Origin of the sequence: Serratia sp. JSRIV004 (assembly GCF_019968705.1) — a bacterium.
GTDB classification, from domain to species: Bacteria; Pseudomonadota; Gammaproteobacteria; order Enterobacterales; family Enterobacteriaceae; genus Chania; species Chania fonticola_B.
This window is the reverse complement of the sequence record NZ_CP074140.1, coordinates 5,425,471-5,440,437: the sequence shown is the minus strand read 5'-3', so window position 1 is coordinate 5,440,437 and position 14,967 is coordinate 5,425,471. Positions and strand designations below refer to the sequence as shown.

Sequence of the window (14,967 nt, the reverse complement as noted above, 5' to 3'; positions counted from 1 at the left end):
AGCGGAGGGGCTACGGCCCCTTTTCTGTCTGAGGGAATTCACCGATGAAAGAAACCGATTTTGAAATCCGCACCGCCACGCTTTCCGCCGCCGATAAAAAGCTGGTGGGCTATGCCGTGAAGTGGAACAGCCGATCACAGGTGCTGTGGGATGAGTTTGTAGAACAGTTCGCCCCCAACGCCTTCAAAGACAGCCTGGCGGCGGGTGCGGATGTTCGTGCCCTGTTTGAGCATGACTATACGGCGCTGTTGGGCCGTAATACCTCCGGCACTCTGGTACTGAGTGAAGACGCCACCGGCTTGCGCTTTGAGCTGACCCCACCCGATACCCAACTGGGCCGCGATGTGCTGACCTTGGTTGAGCGTGGCGACATTTCCGGCATGTCTTTCGGGTTCCGAGCCTTGAAAGATCAGTGGGACAGCACCCAACAGCCGTATGTCCGTACCGTGCTGGCCGCCGAGTTACGCGAAATCACCGTGACCAGCTTACCGGCCTACCGTGAAACCGACATTCAGATCGCCAAGCGTTCACTGTTGACCCAACACCCGGAGCTGGTGGATCTGCGCTCCCATTGGGCTTATCTGGCGGGGTTGTGATATGTGGCCGTGGAAACGCAAGACCGAAGACCGCAGCATGACCATTGATGAGTTTCTGGCTATGGCCGGTATCCCCAACACCGGATCGGGTGAGCATGTCTCATCGGGTAATGCTGAAACCCTGCCAGCGGTACTCAACGCCGTGGCGGTGATCAGTGAGGCTGTGGCCTCCATGCCCTGCTATTTGTACCGGGTAACACGCACCAATGGCGTAGAGGCCCGCGCCTGGTTGGCAGAGCACCCAGTCGATGTGTTGCTCAATGAATGCCCGAATGACTGCCAGACGCCTTACCAGTTCAAGCGCACCCTGATGCGCCATTGCCTACTGAACGGTAACGCCTATGCGGTGATCAAGTGGGGCAAGGACGGCCAGCCTAAATCATTACACCCGTACCCACCGAGGGCCGTTGTACCGAAGCGCCTGGACGAACACCGCTACGCCTACACCATTACCGAACCCTTCAGCGGTCGAGTGCGTACCTACCTGCAGGAAGAAATCTTGCATCTGCGTTATTCAACCGATGATGGTTTCTTGTCCCGCTCACCGGTCAGCATTTGCCGGGAAACCCTGGGGCTAGGCATGGCACAACAGCGCCACGGCACCAGCATTATGCGTGATGGCATGATGGCCGCAGGGATCGTTAAGGCTAAAGATTGGTTGGACAGCGTTAACGGTAAGAAGGCTATGGATGCCCTGGAACGCTACAAAGGGGCCAGGAACGCCGGTAAGACTCCGATCCTTGAAGGTGGCATGGAGTATGAGCAATTAGGCATGAGTAATCAGGATGCTGAGTGGTTAGCTTCTCGCCGCTTCACCATTGAAGATATTGCCCGGATTTTCAATATCAGCCCGATCTTCCTGCAAGAGTATTCCAACAGTACCTACAGCAACTTTAGCGAAGCCAGTCGCGCTTTCCTCACCATGACGATGCGCCCCTGGTTGACCAACTTTGAGCAACAGCTTAAAGCCGCCTTGCTGTTGAGTTCTCCGTCTGCCGGTTCTCGCTACCAGGTGGAGTTCGACACCGCCGACCTGTTACGCGCCAATCCACAGGATCGCTTCCTCAGTTACGAGACGGCGATCAAGTCTGGCGTGATGTGCCCGAACGAAGCCCGCGAGCGTGAGGGGATGCCACCACGCGAAGGCGGGGAAGAGTTTAGCCAGGCATGGAAACAGGAGTTTAAGGTCAGTAAAGACAATAAGGCGGGTGACGAATGAAAGCGGGTCAGATGCGCCATCGGATAACCATTCAAAACTTCACCACGATTGAGCTGCCATCGGGTAGTGAGAAAGAGGTTTGGTTTGATGTGGCTACCGTGTGGGCCGAGGTGAAAGCGATCAGCGGTCGTGAGCTGCTGGCCTCGGGTGCGGAAATGTCAGAAATCACCCTCCGTGTGTGGCTGCGCTATCGGGCTGATGTAGGAAGTGCCAGCCGCATCTTGTGGCAACCGAAAGGACACAGGCAACTGGCCTACAGCATTGCCTCCGCTATTCCTGATCCGAAAGCCAGCCGGTTAGAGCTGCTATGCAAGGGAGGCGTTACGCCATGAGTGAAGCATCAATCGATCTGGAAGAGGTCAAGCTGCATTGCCGTATCGATGGCAACGAGGAAGACACCTTGCTACAGGGCTATATCGCTGCCGCGCTAGAGGTCTGCCAGAAACATATCGGTAGGCGTTTCGGTGATGAGCTGGAGCTGAATCCGGCTATCAAGGTGGGTTGCCTGTTGTTGATAAGTCACTGGTACGAGAACCGCGAGATAGCCGCAGAGAAGACCGCCGAGCTGCCCTTTACCACTACGTCATTGTGGAACTACTACCGTGAGCCAGGAGTGTACTGATGCCATCTCATCCACTCAAACGTTGTACCTATCCCGGTTGCCGTAATCGCGTAAAGGCTGGCCGCTGCCCTGAGCACAAGCGCCAGGCTAACGCCGCATTGACTGCCAGCCGTGGCACCCGTACCGAGCGTGGCTATTCCAACCGTTGGGGCCAGTATCGTCTTGCCTATCTCAAGGCTCACCCGCTCTGTGTGATGTGCGAGAAGGAAGGGCGCTATACACCGGCCAAGGTAGTCGATCACATCATCCCGATTGAGGGTGAAAGCGATGTGCTGTTCTGGCCTGCCAGCAATCATCAAGGGTTATGCGTCAGCCATCACAGCCGTAAGACCACCACCCAAGACCCACTCACCAAGCAGCAGCGTAAAGCCGGTATGTTCCGTGAGCAGGAAGAAGCCGCCGCTCGTCGTTGGGATTGGTTGTATGAAGGTAACGAACAATGACCGAGCAAGAGATTAATCAGTTAGTTAAAGGTTTACAGCGTAGCCGTGATGGGTTCACCAAGCTCCACGGCAAGACGCCAGAGCAGGCTACAGACAAGCGCCTGTCAGAGCGTGACCGTGAGCTAGCCGAGGCATTCAGGAACCGATAGCGGGCCGCTCAGGCCGGGGAGGGGGGGATTTTAAAGACAAAAAGTCCTCCCGCAGGAACCACCCGCCTCCTCAAATTTTCACACGAGGCACTTTTTTTCACAGCAGTAAGGCATGGGAAACAGAAAGTTATGGCACGACCACCCAAACCACCCGCTTATTTAGATGAGATTGCTACAGCCGAGTGGAAAACGAGAGCCAAGCAATTGATGGATCGCGGCGATTTGATTGATGCCGATTGGCGCAACCTGGAATTGTACTGCCTCAACTACTCGATGTACCGCCGAGCCGTGGCAGACCTTGCGGCGCGTGGTTTTTCGGTCGAGGGTTCACGCGGTGCCACCACCACCAACCCTGCACTGAAAGCCAAATCGGACGCAGAGAAAATCATGATCAAAATGTCCTCGCTAATGGGCTTTGATCCGGTATCCCGCCGCCGTAACCCGGTGGAAACTGACGAGGACGACGAACTTGACCGCCTGGCATGAGTACGCAGAAGCGATAAAAAGCGGTGAAATCCCGGCCTGTGAACGGCTGAAACAGGCGGTAAATCGCTACTTTGCCGACCTGAATAACCCCCTTTACCTGTTCGATACGGCCACGGTAGAGCGCTTTATCGCTTTTTCTCGCCTCTGTCCCCACGTCAAAGGGCCGCTACGTGGTCAACCGATAGCGCTGGAGCCGTGGCAGCAATTCGCCTTTGCCAACCTGCTGGGGTTCAAGGTGGTGGCCACCGGCCGCCGCAAATACCGCAGCGCCTACATCCAAGTGCCGCGCAAGAATGCCAAATCCACGGTAGCCGCCATGCTGGCTAACTGGTTCCTGGTGATGGAGCACGGGCAGCAGGACATTTACACCGCCGCTGTGAGCCGGGATCAGGCTCGTATCGTGTTTGATGATGCCCGGCAGATGTGCCTGCTATCCAAACCGCTGCGCAAGCGGGTAGCAATCCAACAGCACAAGCTGATCTACGCCAAATCCAATAGCCTGCTAAAGCCACTGGCGGCCAGAGCCTCAACCATTGAAGGGACTAACCCTAGCCTGGCGGTGGTCGATGAGTATCACCTTCACCCGGATAACGGTGTTTACTCTGCCCTTGAGCTGGGCATGGGCGCACGTCCCGAAGGCCTTTTGTTTGCCATCACCACCGCTGGCAGCAACATCGTATCGGCCTGCAAGCAACATTATGATTACTGTTGCCAGATATTGGCCGAGGAAGAAGAGAATGAATCGCTGTTTGCGCTGATTTACGAGCTGGACGACGAGAACGAAGTAGACGACCCGGCGCAGTGGGTGAAGGCCAATCCTAACCTGTCGGTGTCCGTCGATGTGGCCGCGCTGGCCGATACCATCCAAAAGGCCCGAGGTATTCCCTCTCAATGGGTGGAGATGCTGACTAAGCGCTTTAACATCTGGTGCCAGGGTGAAACGCCGTGGATGGGTGAGGGAGCCTGGAAAGCTTGCGCCGTTGAGTATACCGAAGCCGATCTGGAAGGATTACAGTGTTACGCCGGTCTGGATCTGTCCTCCACCAGTGACATTACCAGTGTTTGCTATACGTTCCCGTTAGAGCGGTCTGTGCGACTGCTGACGCGCCACTACATCCCCGACGCCCAACTACAGAATCCCGCCAATAAAAACCGCACCTTGTACCGCCAGTGGGTGAAACAAGGCTGGTTACGCACCACGCCGGGGGACTGTATCGATTATGACCGCATCCGTGATGATGTGCTGGCCGACGCCGAGCGGTTCAGTATCGAGCTGGTGGGTTTCGACACCTGGAACGCCACGCAAATCCGCACCCAGTTACAGGGGGCCGGCCTTGATGTGGAGCCTTTCCCTCAAACCTATATGAAGTTCAGCCCTGTGGCGAAATCGGCGGAGGTATTCGTTAACCGCAAGGTGATCGAGCACAACGGCGATCCGGTGCTGGCCTGGGCGATGGCTAACGTGGTGATGGAAACCGACGCCAACGCCAATATCAAGCCGAACAAGAAGAAGGCTGCCAACAAGATAGACCCGGCGATCGCCTTCCTGATGAGTTTTGGCACTTACCAGCTACAGCATGAAGAGTTCGCCTTCGACGTGAGCGAAGAACAACAACAGCGCCTAGCGGCGTTCAACGGTATCTAACAGGAGTAACACGATGGCTTTTATCGATGTACCTATGCGTAAAATGATTTTTCACGGCCCCTTGATTGAGCGGTTTGGGCGTGATTTCAAGTACAAGGCCCACAATGTTCCCAAGATGATATCAGCGGCTAAAAGTCTGCTTGATGGGTTTGAACGGTACATGGCCGAAGCGCACAAGCGCGGCTTAACCTTTGCGGTGTTCGTTGGTAACGAGCGAAAGCGCAACATTGCCGAAGCCGAGCTGGAAATGACGAAAGGCAGTGAGGATATTCACCTGGTGCCGGTGATTATCGGCAGCAAACGCGCCGGACTGTTCCAGACCATACTTGGTGTAGCGCTGATCTCCGCTGCTCTTTTTACGCCCGCAGGTGTATTAGCGGCTGCTGGACTCAGTGCAGGAACGTTAGGAATGGTTGGCGCATCAATGGCGCTGGGTGGGCTTGTCCAAATGCTATCCCCACAAGCGGGAGGGCTGCGAATGCGCGAAAGTCCCGACAATAAGCCAAGCTATGCCTTTGGCGGGCCAGTAAACACTATCGCGCAGGGGAACCCTGTAGCCGTGGGGTATGGGTGCCGTGAGATAGGCGGTGCAGTAATTTCAGCCGGTATCTATACCGAAGATCAGCAATAGGCAGGTGACACCATGAAAAACAGTGAAAACCAAACGAGAACTGTCCGTGTATTCGGCCCGTTGCGCCAGTTCGTGAAGGATAACCAGAAGGGCATTATTGAATTGTGCGTCCAGACACCAGGGGAGGCCATCAAGGCGCTGTGTACGGTCTTACCTGGGTTCGAAACATTCATGCGTACCAGTAAGGCCAAAGGGCTGACCTTTGCTGTTTTTAACGGTAAACGGAACATTGGCCGTGAAGAGTTGGATTTTAGCGGATCAGGAGAAATCAGGATTGTGCCGGTCATCATTGGCAGTAAAAAGGCGGGGATGTTCCAGACCATCCTTGGCGCGGTATTAGTCGTCGTTGGTGCTATTGGCATGTCCCCGTGGGGTCAGGCATTTGGCGGCGGTGCTTGGGGTTCTGCTGCGTTGCAGATGGGCGCTGCAATGATGATTGGTGGTGTCGTGCAAATGCTTTCCCCCATGCAGGGCGGCTTGGCTCGACGTGAAAGTCCAGAGAATAAGCCCTCTTATGCATTCGGCGGGCCGGTAAACACCATCGCCCAGGGCAACCCTGTGCCGATTCTCTACGGCAAGCGCCAGATCGGTGGTGCCATCATATCAGCAGGGATTTACGCCGAAGACCAGATGTAATCATTATTGAAGGTTTATGCAGAGGTCGCTTAGGCGGCCTTTTTGTTTGCCTGAGTTCGCCAAAGGGTAACATCGTTCAAGCTACGGTGTAGTCTATGGTGTAGTCATTTTAAAGAAAAAGGCGCTTACCGAATGAGGTAAAAGCGCCTTTTTTCAATACGTTAACTGACTAGTATCAGTTCATGCCGTATTTTTTCAATTTCTTACGCAGTGTACCGCGGTTGATCCCCATCATCAGGGCAGCGCGGGTCTGGTTGCCACGGGTGTACTGCATCACCATGTCCAACAGTGGCTGTTCAACTTCAGCCAGTACCAGCTCATACAGATCGTTAACGTCTTGACCGTTCAGTTGAGCAAAATAGTTCTTCAGTGCTTGCTTAACCGAGTCACGCAGAGGCTTTTGAGTCACTTGGTCCTGTGAGTTCACGGTTGAAACGGTCAGTACGTCAGAATTTACGCGTTGTTCGAACATAGTTCTGTCAGCTCTTTTTTTACGCTAAGATTTTCGAAATATGCCTCCAACGCCTCCAGCTGTTCGCTGGCATCCTCTATGGCGTTGAATGTGCGCCGAAACTGGTCATTAGGGGCATGCTCCTGTAAGTACCAAGAGACGTGCTTTCGAGCAATCCGGAATCCCTTGCCTTGGCCGTAAAAGCCGTGCAATTCCCGAATATGCCCTATTAACAAGCGCTTCACTTCGCCAAGTGGCATCGGTGGCAGCAGCTCCCCAGTGTCCAGATAATGCTGGATTTCCCGGAAGATCCAGGGTCTCCCCTGAGCAGCACGGCCTATCATCAGGGCATCAGCCCCAGTGTAGTCGAGCACTGCTCTGGCTTTATGCGGGTCAGTAATGTCGCCATTCGCGATAATCGGAATGGAAACATTCTGCTTAACTGCCCGAATGCTGTCGTACTCCGCGTTGCCGTTGAACAGGCAGGCACGGGTTCGGCCATGAATCGTCAGGGCCTGTATACCACAATCTTCGGCCAGTTGGGCAATTTCTACACAGTTACGGTTCTCTGGTTCCCAGCCGGTTCGGATCTTAAGTGTTACCGGCACATCCACCGCGTTAACCACCGCGAGGAGGATCTGTCTAACCAGATCCGGGTACTGCAGTAACGCAGACCCTGCAAGCTTCCGGTTCACTTTCTTGGCTGGGCACCCCATATTGATGTCGATGATCTGTGCACCGCTGGCCACATTAATGCGCGCCGCGGCGGCCATATCATCAGGATCACATCCGGCTATTTGCACGGAACGGATCCCTGGTTCATCGCTATGTACCATACGTAGACGTGACTTATCCGTGCGCCACACCTCCGGGTTGGAGGAGAGCATTTCGGATACAGCCATCCCAGCACCCATTGCATGACATAAGGTTCTGAATGGGCGATCTGTGATGCCGGCCATCGGGGCCGCAATCAGGCAATTTGTTAACTGGTGGTGTCCAATGCGCATAGACAAAGACTGACCATACTGTGTCCGCAAGGGCGCGTATATTACGCATTTTTTCATTCAGATGAAAGGCCAAACTTTAACCAATCGACAGTTATTGGGCAATAAAAGTGCGCTTATCCTCCATTGGTAAAAATATTATGTTTATTTAACAATTGGTTGTGTGATTTTGCTTGATTTTTGTGCGCTAAAATATTCCACTAACGACAGGATTTTATCTTTACGCGCCGGTAATAACAGATCGTAACATCAGGTTATTTGTAACATTGTCAGCTTAATACTTTGACAAATCGGCAAGAATGATGCTGGAAATTACCGCCACCCCAGTGAGGGCAGCGGTAGTTGTCGCAGGCAAGAATCAATCGACGATGACGCGGCCGTTGAGCGGCTGTACCGGACGATTGTTGTTATGGTGCACTACCGAGTGGAATTGACTAATCTGTTCGGCAGAAGCGCTTACAGGCTGATCTAGCACCAACCAACTGACCCCTTCGGAGCAGGGGGGCGTCGTCAGTGAACCGCTGAAGCGGTAGAAGTTAAACTGTTTCGGCAGCAGCGCTTTGATATCCAACGGCTTGTTCAGCACGGCGGTCTGATCGACGGCGGTAGGCATTTGTTGCCAGGCCTGCGCCAGTTGCGGATTGGCTTTACCTTGCTGGAACATCAGGGCCAGCACCGCCAGGGCACCGTCTTTGTCCTTGTAGACAAAGTGCGCTTCCAGTGGGAACTGCTTGCCGTCGATCTCGTTTTCGCTAGGGGCGTGGAAATGGAACTGCTGCAGCGTGAAGGTGTCGTTATCCAGCCGTAGGGTGTTACCTTCGCTGACGTTGACTTGAATGGTGTGCCCGTTGTTGACGATTTGCTGTTTGCCCGGCTGGAAAGCCAGCTCAAGTTTGCCGTGCTGGGTTTTCAGCGCGCCCTGGATGTTGACCGGGGACTGGTTTTTACCGGTTTCACACAGTGAAAAATCGGGTGAAAGCTTGCCCCAATGCGCCGGGTCTTCCTGGCCTTCATAGCCCCAATGAGCATGCTCTGCGGCACCGATAGAGAAGCTGGCGGCCAACAGGGCGGCAAGCAACATTTTTCCTTTCATTTCCTAATCCTTGTCCAATGAAAATACCAATTATCCTGGGTGGGCGGCTCATATGCTGCGGGCTACCTTCACTCCGAGCAGGAGAATACGCCCAGCAAGTGTCGGGATAAACTGGCGGATTCTTAGGAAAAGAACAAAACCACCGGAACTGATTAAATTTCCGATGGTTTTTGGCAGACGGGGAAAATGTAACTAGTTGCGTTGGCCGGTGATGCGGCACCACTCTTCGCGCTCGGCCACCGGGTCGAGAGTGAATTTATCCTGATAGGCTTCGGCTACGCTGGCGGCTTGAGTCGCCAGTACGCCTGACAGGCCCAGATAGCCGCCGGATTTTGGCAGGTCGCTGATTAACGGTGCCAGTTCACGCAGCGGGCCAGCGAGAATGTTCGCCACCACCACATCGGCCAACAGATCGGCCGGTTGGTCTTTTGGCAGATACAGCTCCAGACGCTCTGAAACGCCGTTACGCTGTGCGTTGTCGCGGCTGGCCTGAATGGCCTGGGGATCGATGTCGATGCCAATGGCGCGGGCGGCACCAAGTTTTAATGCGGCAATCGCCAGGATGCCGGAGCCACAGCCGAAGTCGATGACGGTTTTACCAGCCAGATCCAATCCATCCAGCCATTGCAGGCAAAGCGCGGTGGTCGGGTGTGTGCCGGTACCAAACGCCAGGCCTGGGTCTAACATGACGTTCACCGCGTCTGGATCGGGCACGTCACGCCAGCTTGGGCAAATCCACAGGCGCTCGCCAAAACGCATTGGGTGGAAGTTATCCATCCACTCGCGTTCCCAGTCTTTATCTTCCAACTGTTCGATTTTGTGGCGGAAACCGTTGCCCAGCAACGGGTGTTGTTCCAGTATGGCGACCACTTCGGCCATATCGGTTTCGGCATCATACAGGCCGATCACATCGGTATCGCCCCACAGCAGGGTTTCACCCGGCAGCGGTTCAAATACCGGATTATCGTGGGTGTCCTGAAAGGTGACCGACACCGCGCCGCTTTCAACCAACGCATCGCTCAGGTCTTCTGCCTGGCTGCCGGTGGTGTTCAGTTTTAGTTGGATCCAAGGCATAACAATTCTCTCAAGAAGATAAGGACGACGCCAACTGGCGTTTTTCGCCGTAGACGTTACCGAGATAAAACGCCAACAGGCTGAGTAACAGCGAAGGCACAATAGGATGCAATCCGGCCAGTTGCAGGCCGAAGCTGGCTAATAGCGTATAGCATAACGCACCGGTGACCATTGAGCTAAGGGCACCTTGCGCGTTGGCACGTTCCCAGTACAGGCCCAACACCAACGGCCACAGGAATACGGCCTCCAGGCCGCCGAATGCCAGCAGGTTCAGCCAGATGATCATTTCTGGCGGACGCCATGCGGCCAGCAGCACCAGCAATCCGAGGATCAGCGTAGTCAGGCTGGAGAAGCGTTTGATCATCTTCTCATTGTTCATCTGCAGAGGACGTACGCCCAGATAGAGGTCTTTGATGATCGTGGCAGAGGATTGCAGCAGTTGCGCATTAATGGTCGACATGATCGCTGCCATCGGTGCGGCCAGGAAGATCCCTGCGGCGTACGGCGGCAGCACGGTGATCATCAACGTTGGGATCACCTGATCGGGGATCTTCAGATCTGGCAGTACCGCACGGCCCAGGGCGCCAGCAAGGTGCATACCAAACATCAGAATTGCCACCACGATGGTGCCGAGGATAATGCCACGGTGCACGGCTTTGCTGTCCTTATACGAGATACAGCGCACGGCGGTGTGCGGCAGGCCAATTACGCCAAAGCACACCAGGATCCAGAACGAAGCCATAAACGGCAGGCTGAGGATCTGATCGCCGCCTTGCGGTGAGACCAACGCCGGATCGATTTGTTGCAGCTTATCAACCGCGCTGTGCAAGCCGCCCGCCGCGTGGATCACCGCAACCAGCAGTAATATCGTACCTATCAGCATCACCAGCCCCTGCATGGCATCGTTCAGTACGCTGGCACGAAAGCCGCCAAACGCGGTGTACAGTGCAATGCTGATACCAAATATCAGTAGGCCGGTGTCGTAAGGAATGCCCGCCGCAGTCTCGAGCAGACGTGCGCCGCCGATAAACTGGACCGTCATCGCCCCAAGGAAGGCGACCAACAGGCTTAGACTGGCTAGCCACACCAGCAAACGGCTCTTATAGCGGGCGAACAGCATATCGTTAAGGGTGATGGCATTGTAGCGCCGCGCCAGAATGGCAAACTTTTTTCCCAGCACGCCAAGTGAAAGCCAGACGGCGGGAAGCTGGATCATCGCCAGCAGCACCCAGCCAAGGCCATATTTATAGGCGGCACCCGGTCCACCAATAAACGAACTGGCGCTGATATAGGTGGCGGTCAGCGTCATGGCCAGCACAAAGCCACCCATCGAACGGTTACCGAGGAAATATTCACTCAGGAAGTTACCGCTTTGGCGACGGGTATAGGCATACACCGAAAGGCCAAACACCAGCAACAGATAGGCAACCAGCGGCAGAATGACCTCAGTTTGCATCGCTATCCTCCAGGGGGATATCGCGGAAGATGCCGCGTACCATCAGCCAGCACAGGCCTATAAACAGCAGCGGCACCAGCAGGCAGGCCATTTCGAACCAGTGTGGCAGCCCGGTGATCCCGGCATTGTTGTCCGGCAGGTAGGCCGCCAGCGACCAGGCCAGCAGGTAAAGCAGCGTCAGGCCCAGTGCCCAGCGTGCTTCGCGGTTAGCTTGAATAAAGCGTTGTTCCATCCGTGCCTCCAAGGGGTTTACGGTTATGGATTGGCAAAGGAGGGGATTTTACGACAAGGGACGGTTTTGCCAAGCCGTTATGTGGGCAATCGGGATAAAAAACCGGCCAAAGGCTGGCCGGTTGATGGGATTTACGCCTGTTGTGCAATAAAGTGCTCGATTTGCGCCAGGCTGGATAACCCTTCCATCGGCCCCTTATGGGAAACCGCCAGGGCACCGCTGGCATTGGCATACTGCAACGCTTTTTCTGCGCTGAAGCCGGACAGGAACAGGCTGACAAAGGTAGCGCCAAAGCAGTCTCCCGCTCCGGTCGGATCGACCATCTTGCTGCTATAGCCTGGAGTGTGTAGCTCCTGCGTCTGGCCGTTTTGCTGCTGGTAATGGCTGGCCCCTTTCTGGCCCCGCTTGATCACGATATGGCTCACGCCGCTGGCCAACAGTTCCTGCACGATATCCGCTTCCTGCTGGTTTTTGCTGCTGGCAAAGTGGTGCACTTCTCCCTCGCTCGGCAGGAAGATATCGGTATATTCGAGGATGTAATCGAAGGCCTGGCTCATCTCCGGGATATTGAGCATCTCTTTGCGAATATTGGGATCGAACGACACCGTCCCCTTATTAGCCTTGACGATCTGGATCGCCCGGCGCATGGCATCGATGATGCGGAATGAGAACAGCGAAGAACCCATAATGTGGAAATGCTGGCACTGGTTCAGCAAGCCCAGATCGATATGGTCGGCGGTAAAGAAGCCGCAGGCGCTGTTGGGGATATTGAAGATAAAATCGCGTTCCAGTGGGTTGCGATAGCTGACAAACGCCGTGCCGGTCGGGGCCTTGTCGATCACGCTGATGCCGTCGGTGATCACGCCTTCCAGACGCAGGCGCTCGATATTCAGGCGGCCAAAATCGTCGTTGCCCACGCAGCCAAACAGCGTGGAGCCAAAGCCAAGCCGCGCCACCTGAGCGGCATAGATAGCCGGTGCCCCGCTGGGGAACGGCCCAAGAAACTCGCCTGGCTGAGTGAATCCCTGATTATAATTTTTTGAAAGGAATTCAACCAGTAACTCACCCATCGTGCAGATGCTAACTGACATAAGTGCCCCTTTATTCCCCGATCGTTTCCCGGTTGGCCCAGGTAAAACATTCGTTATTGGTGTAGCGGATGCTGAAGTCGGATTCGAATAATTGCTGCTGATAATGTTCATTCACGCCACGGTTGGTCACCAGATTATCCACCTGGCTGAGGTGGCCGATAGTCCCGATCGCACTGGCCTGAATGGGCAAATGGGTAATGATGGCGGTTTTATTCTGCGCCTTGTCCAGGCAGCGCTGGTAGTGGGACGCCAACAGCGGCTGATCGATATTCAGGATGCCGGAGCTGTCCGTAATGCTGGCCTCGAGAATGCAGTGGTTGATGGTGAACTGTTGGATCACATTATCCAGCGCTTTACCGCTGAGCGCGGTATGTGAGCGGATCAACTCCCCACCTGCGACGATAATTTCACCGTCCAAAAACTGATCGGCCAGGATCGCATGCTGTAGGTCATTGACGATCAGCCGCAGCTTTTTCAGGCCGCTCAGGAACGGGATGATTTTGCGGCAGATGTCGCCGTGGCCGAGAAACAGCGTATCGCGATCGGCAATCATCCTGGCGCAGTGGCGGGCGATTTCCAACTGGTTAGCCAGCGTGAGCGGGGCCAGGGCGAGCCCTGGGTTGATCGGCGCCGCCAACGGCTGTGTTGGGGTTGCAATGGCTCCGCCAAAGGATCGCTTGAGGTAGCCTTGTTGTTCAAGGTAGCTGAGATCGCCACGGATCGTCACGCCGGAAACCCCCAACTGGGCAGAAAGATCTTCGACCTTGATCTCCCCCTGCAGGCCGACGATTTCAGCAATTTTCAATCTGCGTTTCAGCAGGTTAGATGACTTTCTGGGCACATTTGCCCCCATCGTTAAACGGTAATAGGGGCTACTATATCCTTCATACTTTCTAATTGAAAGTAATACCCACGCAGGCTTTCGTTATTTTGAAAGTCTGCGATGGGTGAACGAACAAGCATATATTTTTACTATTATTCATATTGTTAGATGCTATTTTTGGGTGGGGTATACTCGTGGCATGGCGATCTTAAGCGCGCAAATACCGGAACATGCCTTATGTTTCATAATTACCATCTTGTTAAGTTACGTTTTGAAAGTTATTTGATAATCTTCGATCCCTGTCACGCTTTTTTGCGCATTTTATCTCTATATTCGGTTTCACTTGAAAAGTTTATCTAACTAAATTTTCATTTTGTAATTACCGACTGCGGTATCAGGTGCGGGATCGAGGAGAATCGATGTACATCATTTCAAGCAAAAACATGCTGCAGAAAGCGCAGCAGCAAGGGTACGCGGTGCCGGCATTCAACATCCACAACCTGGAAACCTTGCAGGTGGTGGTCGAAACCGCTGCACAGTATCGTTCGCCGGTGATCCTGGCGGGAACGACCGGCACTTACCGCTACGGCGGGCTGGAAAACATCATCATGATCGTCAAGGCGCTGGCGCACGAGTATCAGATCCCGCTGGCGCTGCATTTGGATCATCACGAAGAACCCGCCGATATCTTCCATAAGATCAACGCCGGGATCCGTTCCGTAATGATCGACGGCTCTCACTTTCCTTTTGAAGAAAACGTGGCACTGGTCAAACAAATCGTAGAGTACAGCCACCGCTACGACGCTAGCGTTGAGGCAGAGTTAGGCCGCCTGGGAGGGCAGGAAGATGACCTGATCGTGGAAGGGAAAGACGCTATCTATACCTCTCCAGAGGCGGCGGTGGAGTTTGTTGCCCGTACCGGGATCGATTCGCTGGCGGTGGCTATCGGTACCGCGCATGGCCTGTACCAGTCCGAACCCAAGCTGGATTTTGCCCGCCTGGAACAGATACGCGATCGCGTTGAAGTGCCGCTGGTGTTGCACGGGGCTTCCGGCCTGAGCGATAGCGATATCCGCCGCTGTATCAGTTTAGGCATCTGCAAGGTCAACGTGGCGACCGAGCTGAAAATCGCTTTCTCGGATGCCCTGAAAGCGTATTTCCACCAGCATCCTGATGCCAATGACCCGCGCCATTATATGCAGCCAGCGAAAAGCGCCATGCAACGGGTGGTGGAAAAAGTGATTGGCGTATGTGGTTGTGAAGGTCAGCTGTAAATATTAATAAGTTCCCTACAAAACAGTAAGAAAAACCAAGCG

General features: G+C 54.5%; 19 protein-coding genes. 11 read left to right on the top strand and 8 right to left on the bottom strand.

The annotated features are described in order from the left end of the window. Positions 1 to 44 precede the first annotated feature (44 nt). From KGP21_RS25835 to KGP21_RS25790, 10 genes are all read left to right on the top strand, one after another. Positions 45 to 596 carry an HK97 family phage prohead protease gene (locus KGP21_RS25835; RefSeq protein ID WP_223536494.1) on the top strand — a complete coding sequence of 184 codons (552 nt, stop codon included), beginning with the start codon at positions 45 to 47 and terminating at the stop codon, positions 594 to 596. A 1-nt stretch (position 597) separates the two neighbouring features. After that, the gene (locus KGP21_RS25830) at positions 598 to 1,815 is read left to right on the top strand and encodes a phage portal protein (RefSeq protein ID WP_223536492.1); all 1,218 of its coding nucleotides are present in this window, start codon (positions 598 to 600) and stop codon (positions 1,813 to 1,815) included. After that, a complete protein-coding gene (locus tag KGP21_RS25825; RefSeq protein WP_223536491.1) occupies positions 1,812 to 2,147 on the top strand; it encodes a phage head closure protein in 336 nt (111 codons plus the stop codon). The genes KGP21_RS25830 and KGP21_RS25825 overlap by 4 nt, the downstream gene beginning before the upstream one ends. Continuing rightward, the gene (locus KGP21_RS25820) at positions 2,144 to 2,437 is read left to right on the top strand and encodes a head-tail connector protein (RefSeq protein ID WP_223536489.1); all 294 of its coding nucleotides are present in this window, start codon (positions 2,144 to 2,146) and stop codon (positions 2,435 to 2,437) included. Before KGP21_RS25825 ends, KGP21_RS25820 begins: the two co-directional genes overlap by 4 nt. Next, a complete protein-coding gene (locus KGP21_RS25815) occupies positions 2,437 to 2,880 on the top strand; it encodes an HNH endonuclease signature motif containing protein (protein WP_223536486.1) in 444 nt (147 codons plus the stop codon). The genes KGP21_RS25820 and KGP21_RS25815 overlap by 1 nt, the downstream gene beginning before the upstream one ends. Next, positions 2,877 to 3,029, top strand: coding sequence for a hypothetical protein (locus KGP21_RS25810; RefSeq protein WP_223536484.1), 153 nt, complete (start codon positions 2,877 to 2,879; stop codon positions 3,027 to 3,029). Before KGP21_RS25815 ends, KGP21_RS25810 begins: the two co-directional genes overlap by 4 nt. Before the next feature lie 129 nt (positions 3,030 to 3,158). Beyond that, the gene (locus tag KGP21_RS25805; protein WP_223536482.1) at positions 3,159 to 3,515 is read left to right on the top strand and encodes a phage terminase small subunit P27 family; all 357 of its coding nucleotides are present in this window, start codon (positions 3,159 to 3,161) and stop codon (positions 3,513 to 3,515) included. Further along, positions 3,499 to 5,160, top strand: a complete 1,662-nt coding sequence (locus KGP21_RS25800) for a terminase large subunit (RefSeq protein WP_223536479.1) — start codon at positions 3,499 to 3,501, stop codon at positions 5,158 to 5,160. Before KGP21_RS25805 ends, KGP21_RS25800 begins: the two co-directional genes overlap by 17 nt. A 13-nt stretch (positions 5,161 to 5,173) precedes the next feature. Further along, positions 5,174 to 5,791, top strand: coding sequence for a tail assembly protein (locus KGP21_RS25795; protein WP_371824831.1), 618 nt, complete (start codon positions 5,174 to 5,176; stop codon positions 5,789 to 5,791). A 12-nt stretch (positions 5,792 to 5,803) separates the two neighbouring features. Further along, positions 5,804 to 6,427: a tail assembly protein gene (locus KGP21_RS25790; protein WP_223536477.1), complete on the top strand. Its 624-nt coding sequence runs from the start codon at positions 5,804 to 5,806 to the stop codon at positions 6,425 to 6,427. Positions 6,428 to 6,602: 175 nt separating this feature from the next. Here KGP21_RS25790 and fis read toward each other — a convergent pair whose 3' ends face one another. From fis to KGP21_RS25750, 8 genes are all read right to left on the bottom strand, one after another. Further along, complete coding sequence (gene fis / locus KGP21_RS25785) at positions 6,603 to 6,899, bottom strand: DNA-binding transcriptional regulator Fis (RefSeq protein WP_000462905.1); 297 nt, start codon at positions 6,897 to 6,899, stop codon at positions 6,603 to 6,605. Continuing rightward, the gene (gene dusB, locus KGP21_RS25780) at positions 6,881 to 7,885 is read right to left on the bottom strand and encodes a tRNA dihydrouridine synthase DusB (RefSeq protein ID WP_059199012.1); all 1,005 of its coding nucleotides are present in this window, start codon (positions 7,883 to 7,885) and stop codon (positions 6,881 to 6,883) included. Before dusB ends, fis begins: the two co-directional genes overlap by 19 nt. A gap of 355 nt (positions 7,886 to 8,240) precedes the next feature. Further along, on the bottom strand, positions 8,241 to 8,975 hold the full coding sequence (locus KGP21_RS25775; RefSeq protein WP_059199011.1) for a carbonic anhydrase: 735 nt from the start codon (positions 8,973 to 8,975) through the stop codon (positions 8,241 to 8,243). Positions 8,976 to 9,167: 192 nt separating this feature from the next. Continuing rightward, positions 9,168 to 10,049 (bottom strand): 50S ribosomal protein L11 methyltransferase, encoded by an 882-nt coding sequence (prmA, locus tag KGP21_RS25770; RefSeq protein ID WP_115159935.1) that lies wholly within the window; start codon positions 10,047 to 10,049, stop codon positions 9,168 to 9,170. A 10-nt stretch (positions 10,050 to 10,059) separates the two neighbouring features. After that, complete coding sequence (gene panF, locus KGP21_RS25765; RefSeq protein ID WP_094981536.1) at positions 10,060 to 11,505, bottom strand: sodium/pantothenate symporter; 1,446 nt, start codon at positions 11,503 to 11,505, stop codon at positions 10,060 to 10,062. Then, positions 11,495 to 11,737, bottom strand: coding sequence for a YhdT family protein (locus KGP21_RS25760; protein ID WP_223536474.1), 243 nt, complete (start codon positions 11,735 to 11,737; stop codon positions 11,495 to 11,497). Before KGP21_RS25760 ends, panF begins: the two co-directional genes overlap by 11 nt. A gap of 131 nt (positions 11,738 to 11,868) precedes the next feature. Continuing rightward, on the bottom strand, positions 11,869 to 12,828 hold the full coding sequence (locus KGP21_RS25755; protein WP_071681558.1) for a sugar kinase: 960 nt from the start codon (positions 12,826 to 12,828) through the stop codon (positions 11,869 to 11,871). A 10-nt stretch (positions 12,829 to 12,838) separates the two neighbouring features. Then, on the bottom strand, positions 12,839 to 13,669 hold the full coding sequence (locus KGP21_RS25750) for a DeoR/GlpR family DNA-binding transcription regulator (RefSeq protein WP_223536471.1): 831 nt from the start codon (positions 13,667 to 13,669) through the stop codon (positions 12,839 to 12,841). 401 nt (positions 13,670 to 14,070) lie between these two features. Here KGP21_RS25750 and KGP21_RS25745 point away from each other — a divergent pair, with 401 nt between their 5' ends. Continuing rightward, positions 14,071 to 14,925 (top strand): tagatose bisphosphate family class II aldolase, encoded by an 855-nt coding sequence (locus KGP21_RS25745; RefSeq protein WP_021180778.1) that lies wholly within the window; start codon positions 14,071 to 14,073, stop codon positions 14,923 to 14,925. Positions 14,926 to 14,967 lie beyond the last annotated feature (42 nt).